Annotated in this window: 5 protein-coding genes; 4 read left to right on the top strand and 1 reads right to left on the bottom strand. The window is 58.3% G+C overall.

The features are described 5' to 3' along the window. Positions 1–345: 345 nt before the first annotated feature. The gene (gene katG / locus GOX61_RS17995; RefSeq protein WP_170335940.1) at positions 346–2,553 is read right to left on the bottom strand and encodes a catalase/peroxidase HPI; all 2,208 of its coding nucleotides are present in this window, start codon (positions 2,551–2,553) and stop codon (positions 346–348) included. 537 nt (positions 2,554–3,090) lie between these two features. Here katG and GOX61_RS17990 point away from each other — a divergent pair. From GOX61_RS17990 to GOX61_RS17975, 4 genes are read left to right on the top strand one after another with little or no spacing between them, the layout of a single operon-like run. Beyond that, entirely contained in the window at positions 3,091–5,190 is a 2,100-nt protein-coding gene (locus GOX61_RS17990; protein ID WP_170335939.1) for a hydantoinase/oxoprolinase family protein, read from the top strand. Further along, positions 5,190–6,842 (top strand): hydantoinase B/oxoprolinase family protein, encoded by a 1,653-nt coding sequence (locus tag GOX61_RS17985; protein ID WP_170335937.1) that lies wholly within the window; start codon positions 5,190–5,192, stop codon positions 6,840–6,842. Before GOX61_RS17990 ends, GOX61_RS17985 begins: the two co-directional genes overlap by 1 nt. Further along, positions 6,839–7,906 carry a pyridoxal phosphate-dependent aminotransferase gene (locus GOX61_RS17980; RefSeq protein ID WP_170335935.1) on the top strand — a complete coding sequence of 356 codons (1,068 nt, stop codon included), beginning with the start codon at positions 6,839–6,841 and terminating at the stop codon, positions 7,904–7,906. The genes GOX61_RS17985 and GOX61_RS17980 overlap by 4 nt, the downstream gene beginning before the upstream one ends. Further along, positions 7,903–8,640 (top strand): maleate cis-trans isomerase family protein, encoded by a 738-nt coding sequence (locus tag GOX61_RS17975; protein ID WP_170335933.1) that lies wholly within the window; start codon positions 7,903–7,905, stop codon positions 8,638–8,640. The genes GOX61_RS17980 and GOX61_RS17975 overlap by 4 nt, the downstream gene beginning before the upstream one ends. Positions 8,641–8,660: the final 20 nt, after the last annotated feature.

The raw sequence follows: 8,660 nt of genomic DNA, 5'->3' as shown, positions 1-8,660 counted from the left end.
CGTCAGGCCGTCTCTCCGACCCGTCAGCACCGCCTCAGCAGCGCCGGTGAAGGGGTATTTACGGATTAGGTTCGGGACCTGCAACCCCCATTTTGAAAAAACTTCACATTTCCTGCCATATTTTGACATTACCCAACAAATACAATGCATTAAGTTATGATTAGCAATTCATTAAGGCTGTAGCGCCGGGCTCATACCACTGCTTTCAAGCCATATACTCGGCTTATTATCGGAATCGGATACGGAAGATGGCCCTGAACTCGGTTTTCAGACAGAATCCTTAGACAGAAACCGCCCCGAGTTTCACTTCGGGGCGGCTAAGAAGCTTCAGTTTCTTTTAACCGATCAGCTCAGGTCAAATCGATCAGCGTTCATCACCTTGTTCCAGGCGCTGACAAAGTCGCAGACGAATTTACCACCCGCATCGTTCTGACCATAGACTTCGGCCAGAGCCCGTAGCTGCGAGTTTGATCCAAAGACCAGATCAACACGCGTACCGGTCCACTTAACGTCACCGGTCGCACGATCCCGACCTTCGTATACTCCATTACCATCGGCAGACGGTTTCCACTCGGTACCCATATCAAGCAGGTTCAGGAAGAAGTCGTTGCTCAATACTCCGACACGATCCGTGAACACGCCATGATTGCTGTCACCAAAGTTACCACCCAATACGCGCATACCACCGACAAGCACGGTCATCTCAGGCGCGGACAGTGTCAGCAACTGCGCTTTGTCGACCAGCAACTCTTCCGGTGAAACACTGTACTCCTTGCGCTGATAGTTCCGGAAGCCATCCGCGATCGGCTCCAGCACGGCGACAGAGTCCACATCCGTCTGGTCCTGCGACGCATCAGTACGCCCAGGGGCAAATGGAACCTCTACGTCGTGCCCGGCAGCTTTGGCCGCTTGTTCGATGGCTGCAGCACCACCCAGAACGATCACATCCGCAAGCGAGACTTTCTTGTTGCCGGATTGCGCATCGTTAAAGGCCTTCTGTACACCCTCAAGCGCAGCGAGCGCCTTGGACAGTTTGAGAGGTTCGTTAACATCCCAGTCCTTTTGCGGCGCAAGGCGAACACGAGCACCGTTGGCGCCGCCACGCATATCCGAGCCGCGGAATGTCGAGGCCGAGGCCCATGCCGTGGAAACCAGTTCCGAAACAGACAGTCCGGTCGCCAAGATTTTGGCCTTCAGGTCTGCAGTATCCGCTTCATCGATCAGGTCATGATCAACAGCCGGAACGTTGTCCTGCCAGATCAACTCTTCAGTCGGAACTTCCGAACCCAGATAACGCGAGCGCGGACCCATGTCGCGGTGTGTCAGCTTGAACCACGCGCGGGCAAAGGCATCGGCCAGCTCTTCGGGGTTCTCGTGGAACCGTTTCGAGATCGGGCCGTAGATCGGATCCATCCGCATCGCCATGTCGGCGGTGGTCATCATGGTTTTGACCTTCTTCGACGGATCATGTGCCGCCGGTGCCATATCTTCTTCCTTAACGCCGATCGGCTCCCATATCCACGCGCCCGACGGGCTTTTGGTCAGGTTCCAGTCATATCCGAACAGCAGGTCGAAATAGCCATTGTCCCATTTGGTCGGATTGGCGGTCCAGGCACCTTCGATACCGCTGGTGGTGGTGTCGTCACCTTTGCCGCTGCCGAACTCGTTGATCCAGCCCAGTCCCATGTCTTCGATGGGGGCTGCCTCAGGCTCGGGTCCGACCAGATCAGGGTCGCCCGCACCGTGCGCCTTACCAAAAGTATGCCCGCCGGCGACCAGAGCGACCGTTTCCTCATCATTCATCGCCATCCGGCCAAAGGTATCGCGAATGTCCCGGCCAGACGCCAGCACGTTCGGTTCGCCATCAGGACCTTCCGGGTTCACGTAGATCAGCCCCATCTGAACCGCAGCCAACGGGTTTTCCAGATCGCGTTCACCTGAATATCTGCTGTGCGGGTTATCAGTCGGTGCCAGCCAGTCTGTTTCAGCACCCCAGTAGATGTCTTCTTCTGGTGCCCAGACGTCTTCGCGGCCTCCGGCAAATCCAAATGTCTTACCGCCCATGGATTCGATCGCGCAGTTGCCGGCCAGAATCATCAGGTCGGCCCAGGAAATCTGGTTCCCGTATTTCTGCTTGATCGGCCACAGCAGGCGACGCGCCTTGTCGAGGTTGCCATTGTCCGGCCAACTGTTGAGCGGAGCAAAACGCTGTGTTCCGGTAGATCCGCCACCGCGCCCATCAGCCGTACGATAGGTGCCGGCGCTGTGCCAGGCCATGCGAATGAACAGACCGCCATAGTGACCATAGTCTGCAGGCCACCAGTCCTGCGAATCCGTCATCAGCGCGTACAGATCCTGCTTGAGGGCCTCAAGATCAAGCTTCTTGAACTCTTCTGCATAGTTAAACGCTTCGCCCATCGGGTTCGACGCGGGCCCATGCTGATGCAGGATGGACAGGTTTAGTTGGTTTGGCCACCAGTCCCGGTTCGACCGGGAACCCGCGCCATGCATTACCGGGCATCCGCCCATGTTCGGGTTGTCGCTTCCATCCATTTTATTCTCCAATCCTGGCTGAGGCCCGTCTGCTAGGCAGGTCTATTTTGAGGTGAGCAAGATGACAGGAAAATGTCGTCAATGCCTGCTTACCCTGAACAAAATGGTTACAGGTGCCGTAACTTTGAAGATGTCACGCGGCAGCATGGTATTGGCGGCTATTCTGTCTTGCCTGAAACAAGGTTTAGCAGAACAAAGCCATGCGAAAAAATTTTGTTTATTGATGAAATTGATAAGATAAAGCTATCAGGTCATCATCGTGGCCCTGGTGGGTTAAACTGCGCAGAATACGCCCCTGATAAATAGGCAACCTGCAGATTTCGAACCTGTACGATGAAACTTGTCGCTTGCAGGCCTTTTTGTCGCGAACGCGCTTGTGTGTTCCGAAAAGCTGTAGAAGTAGTGAGCCATGGATCGTAATCGTATTGCAAAACGTCTGGATCGCCGCGCAACCGGCTGCAATCTCGTGCCGCAACGAGCGTAATCGCCTTTTAGGGCGCTCTGCCTGCACGACTTCAGACGACATTTGGAATACCTATGACAACCGCTCAGCCTTTGCGTTTGGCCATCGATATCGGTGGCACCTTTACCGACACCGTTCTTGTGTCCGGCGAAGAGACCATTCTCGCCTCGACCAAGACCCTCACCACCCATCAGAACCCCGCCGATGGTGCCATGGAAGGCGCGATTCGCGTCATGGAGCAGTCCGGCCATTCGCTGAGCGATGTGACCGGGTTCATTCATGGGACCACGCTTGCAACCAACGCACTGATCGAACGGCGCGGTGCAGTAGTCGCAACGGTCACCACCGAAGGGTTCCGCGACATTCTGGAAATCGCCTATGAGCGGCGCTATTCACAATATGACATCACGCTAGAAAAACCTGATCTTCTGGTTCCGCGTGAACGTGCGTTGACCGTACGCGAGCGTATGTCTGCAGATGGCAGCGTGCTGATTGCGCTTGAGGACAACGCGATCGATGCGCTGCTGGCTGATATCGACGCCAGCGGTGCCGAAGCAGTCGCCATCTGTCTGATGCACGCGTATGCCAACCCTGAACATGAGCGCAGGCTGCGCGACGCGTTGGCAGAGAAACGGCCAGAGCTGACCGTGTCGATCTCGTCCGAGGTCAGCCCCGAAGCACGTGAGTTCGACCGGCTCTGCACCACCGTTGCAAACGCCTATATCCAACCCCTGATGGAAAGCTATCTAAGTAGGTTCGTCACCCGGTTCGAGGCTTCGGGCGTGACCTGCCCGATCCTGATGATGACCGCAGGGGGTGGCATGTGCACGGTCCGAACCGCTGCACGATTCCCGATCCGACTGGTGGAAAGCGGACCTGCGGGCGGTGCCATCCTTGCCGCGCGAATCGCGGCGCGGGCCGGGATCGGCGATGTTCTGTCCTTTGATGTGGGCGGCACGACCGCCAAGCTGTGTCTGATTGACAATGCCCGGCCCCAAACCTCGCGCCAGTTCGAAATCGCGCGCGCAGCACGGTTCATCAAGGGATCGGGTATGCCCGTGCGCATTCCGGTGATCGAAATGATCGAGATTGGCGCGGGCGGTGGTTCGATCGCTGGTGTCGATCGTCTGGGCCGGTTAACCGTTGGCCCGAAATCGGCGGGATCGGAACCCGGTCCCGTAGCATTTGGTCGGGGCGGCATAGAACCAACCGTGACCGACAGTGATATCACGCTGGGTTACATCGTGCCGGACACTTTTGCCGAAGGGTATATCAAGCTCGATCCCGAAGCCTCAAAAGAGGCCCTGACCCGTGTGATCGGATCACGTCTGGACACTGATGCGACGGGATCGGCCGATGGGGTCAGCCGGATCGTCGATGAAAGCATGGCCAGCGCTGGCCGGATGCATGCCGTGGAATCGGGCAAAGACCTCGGTCCACGCACTATGATCGCCTTTGGTGGCAACGGCCCGCTGCATGCCAGTCGTGTGGCGCGTTCGGCCGGGGTCAGCCGGATCGTGATCCCGCCCAATCCGGGCGTCGGCTCGGCGGTGGGTTTCCTGTTCGCACCGGTCAGCTTCGAAATCGTGCGCTCGCGCTACTCGCTGCTGGAAACGCTGGACCTTGACGGGATCAACAGTCTGTTCGCTGACATGATTGCCGAGGCCAGCGGTGTTGTCGCGCAAGGTGCGGGCGATGCCCCCACCGAGACGCAACGCACTGCCTTTATGCGTTACAACGGTCAGGGCCACGAGATCGAAATTCCCCTGCCCGACCGCGCCCTGACCGCGGATGACATTGGCCCGCTGATAACGGCGTTCGAGACGGAATACCGCAAGCAGTTTTCGCGCCCGGTGCCGGGGATGCAGATCGAGATCCTGAACTGGGCCGTGCGCGTTGCCACGCCGGATGCCAAGGTGCCGGATATTCCGACAACACCTGATCTGACCACGATCACGCCTTCCGAGACGCGCCCCATCACCTGCGATGTTGACGGGCAGAAAAAGCAGGCAGGCTTTGTTCCGCGCGACAGCCTGAAACCCGGCGACCGGATACACGGCCCAGCACTGATCACCGAACCGCAAACCACAACACTGGTCTCGGCTGATTTCTCGGCGCATGTGGACGCCATTGGAAACCTTGTCCTGATCCAGGACCAGAAAGGAGGCGCATGATGACCGCCGATCTGTCCTCTGCCCGCTTGCAGGTGATGTGGAATCGCCTGTTGGCTGTGGTTGAAGAGCAGGGCCAGACCCTGATCCGCGCAGCATTTTCCCCCATCGTGCGCGAATGTGGTGACATCTCTGCCGGGATTTTCGATGTTCATGGTCGGATGTTGGCGCAGGCCGTCACCGGCACACCGGGCCATATCAACACCATGGCCGAAGCGGTGATGCATCTGCGCGACCGTTTCCCTGTGCAGAACATGAAGCCCGGCGACATCTATATGACCAATGATCCCTGGCTCGCCTCGGGGCATCTGAACGATTTTCTGCTGATGATGCCTGCGTTCAAGAACGGCAAGGTCGTGGGCTTTACCTCATGCACCTCGCATCTGGTCGATCTGGGTGGCCTCGGCATGGGGCCAGAAGGTTCCGACATCTATGATGAAGGTCTGCTGATCCCACCCTGCAAACTGGTCGAAGAAGGCGTGCCGAACGCGCTGCTGCTCGACATCGTCCGCGCCAACAGCCGCGAGCCCATTGCAAACGAGGGCGACATATATGCGCTGATCGCCTGTTGCGAAGCAGGCGTGACCCGTCTGGTCGACATGATGGACGAGTTCGGAATTGACGATCTGGACAGGCTGGGCAGCTACATTATCGACACCTCGCGCCGCGGCACACTCGAGGCAATCTCTGAGGTGCCGGAAGGGGTCTACAAGAACGCCCTGAAAATGGATGGCTATGAAAACGAGTTGGAACTGCACGCGACCCTGACTGTCAGCAAATCGGGCATGCATGTGGATTTCACCGGCACTTCTGGCTGTTCGCGCAAGGGTATCAACGTGCCGCTCAACTATGCGACGGCCTATACCGTGTTTGCACTGCGCTGCATCGTGGGTCCCGATATTCCCAACAATGCCGGTTCGCTGGAGCCCTTCACAGTGGACGGACCGAAGGGCTGTATCCTGAATGCCCAGCGCCCGGTTCCGGTTGCGATGCGGCATACGCTGGGACAGGTCACACCGGATCTGGTTCTGGGCTGCCTGCATCAGGCACTGCCGGAACAGGTTCCGGCAGAGGGTGCATCCTGCATGTTCGATCTGCCGATGCGGCATGCACCCGAAGTGGCCCGTGATGGTGGTCGGGAATTCGCCGTCGAACCGGTCCACAACGGAGGAACCGGCGCGCGGCCCTATGCGGATGGTCTGTCAGCTACGGCTTACCCGTCCGGCGTGTTTGGATCACAGGTAGAGATCACCGAAAGCGTTGCACCCGTCACCATATGGAAACGAGAGTTGCGGCCTGATTCCGGTGGTGCGGGCAAGTATCGCGGTGGGCTGGGCCAGAGGATCGAGATGACCTCGGCCAATGATGCACCCTTCATCGTGTTCCTGTCGGTTGAACGCCTGAAATTCCCCGCCCTCGGACGAATGGGCGGGCAACCCGGTGCGCCGGGCCGTATCCGATTCCGCGATGGTGAAAGCGACATTCCGGGCAAAGGCGAACTGCGGGTTGAAGGTGGCGATTACCTGATCTTCGAAACGCCCGGCGGAGGTGGTTTCGGCGATCCGTCGGAACGCGACGCACAGGCACTTGCGCTGGATCTGAAGCGCGGATTGATCAGCGAGGACGGCGCTAAAACTTACGGAGTCGAGTCATGATCCGCCCGGTTCCCCATGTGGGCGCGATGGCGGCTTATGCGCTGGCCGATCTTGGCGGCGACAGCACCGTCTCGCTGGCCCAGAATGAAAGCGCCTTTGCCGCAAGCCCTGCTGCCATCGCAGCGGGTCAGGCGGCTATGGGCGATCTGCCGCTCTACCCCGATCCGGAATGGCCCGAACTGCGCGCCGCAATTGCTGATGTGCATGGGCTCGACCCGGCACGGGTGTTATGCGGCGCAGGTTCGATGGAACTGATCGGTTGCCTGATCCGAGCTTATGCCGGACCCGGTAACCGGGTTCTGGGTACAGACTACGGGTACGCATTTGTCTCTTCTGCTGCAGCGCAGGTGCAAGCCGATTATGTAAAGGCGCGCGAGGTCGACCTGACCGTTTCGGTCGACGACATCCTTGCTGCGATGACGCCCAACACTCGGATCGTTTTTGTGTGTAATCCCGGTAACCCGACCGGAACGCTGATTCCGAACTCCGAGATCATTCGTCTTCGGGAGGGGCTACCACCAGATGTTCTGTTGGTTGTCGATCAGGCCTATGCCGAGTTTTCCGATGAAGCCAATGATCCCACCGAGATCTTTGCCCTGACAGACAGGGGAGATACCGTGGTCATGCGCACATTCTCAAAGGCTTACGGCTTGGCAGGCGCGCGCGCCGGATGGGGTTACTTCCCGCCCGAGGTTGCTGATGAGCTACGCAAATTGCTCAACCCCAACAACATCTCGATCGCTTCGCAGGCAGCCGCCGCAGCCGCCATGCGGGATCAGGCGCATATGCAGGATGTGGTTGCCCGAACAGCCCATATTCGCGACCGGTTTACTGAAGACTGCCGCGCCTTGGGTTTGACGGTTCCCGAAAGCCACACAAATTTCGTGCTGATGCGCTTTGCCTCGGCCGAGGATGCGCAACGCGCGGACGCGGCTCTGCGTGCCGAAAACCTGCTGATGCGTGGCATGGGTGGCTATGGCCTGAGTGACTGCCTGCGCGCCACCATCTGCGAAGCATCCGTCATGGACCGCTGCCTGACGGTCCTGAAAGGAGTTCTGACATGACTGAGACGCGAACCGCTGCCAAGATCGGTGTTCTGGTGCCCTTCACCAACACCAATCTGGAACCGGACATGGAGCTGCTGCGTCCACCGAACACCACGGTCCATTTCCAGCGCATGGGGGGCTATGATGTGGATGAAATCCCTGGTTCAGACCAGATGGCCGGGTTAGGTGCATCCGATATCAGCCACGACCTGCGAATGATCTCGGGCGTGCGTCCTGATGTGGTGCTGTACGGATGTACCTCTGCAACACTGACTCATGGGCCGTCCTTTGACGCTGATCTGGCACAACAGATCAAAGCAGGATCCGGTGCTGCGTCCCTAACCGCAGCCGGAGCGCTAATCGCAGGTATCAAGGCGCTTGGCGCAACGAAGGTTGGCTTCTCCTCCCCTTATCTGGGTGAGATCAATGCACAGGCCATCGATTTCATGGCCCACAACGGAATTGAAACCGTCAAGCGAGCGGATGTGGGCCGTGAGCTTGGAAATTACGGACAAGGGGAACTTACTCCGGATGAAGTGTTCGACTTGGCGTGTCAGGCTGATCATCAGGATGCGCAGGCCATCGTGCTTAGCTGCACTGACATGCGATCGGTTGAGGCCATCGAACGCGTCGAGGCTGCGTTGGACAAACCGGTGGTCACATCAAATCAGGCCATGATGTTCGGTCTGATGAAAGCCCTGAACTTGCCCCGACACGACACGCTTCCGGGACGTCTGTTCGACAATCTCTGAAAACAGCGGGGCAAGGAACG

Origin of the sequence: Ruegeria arenilitoris, assembly GCF_013030265.1 — a bacterium.
In the GTDB taxonomy this organism is placed as follows: Bacteria; Pseudomonadota; Alphaproteobacteria; order Rhodobacterales; family Rhodobacteraceae; genus Ruegeria; species Ruegeria arenilitoris_E.
This window is presented reverse-complemented; position numbering and strand designations above follow the sequence as displayed.

What these genes read in the sequence shown, in the direction of transcription:
- GOX61_RS17975 (WP_170335933.1), top strand. Translation starts at nt 7,903, where the DNA reads ATGACTGAGACGCGAACCGCTGCCAAGATCGGTGTTCTGGTGCCCTTC.
- GOX61_RS17985 (WP_170335937.1), top strand. Translation starts at nt 5,190, where the DNA reads ATGACCGCCGATCTGTCCTCTGCCCGCTTGCAGGTGATGTGGAATCGC.
- GOX61_RS17990 (WP_170335939.1), top strand. Translation starts at nt 3,091, where the DNA reads ATGACAACCGCTCAGCCTTTGCGTTTGGCCATCGATATCGGTGGCACC.
- katG (WP_170335940.1), bottom strand. Translation starts at nt 2,553, where the DNA reads ATGGATGGAAGCGACAACCCGAACATGGGCGGATGCCCGGTAATGCAT.
- GOX61_RS17980 (WP_170335935.1), top strand. Translation starts at nt 6,839, where the DNA reads ATGATCCGCCCGGTTCCCCATGTGGGCGCGATGGCGGCTTATGCGCTG.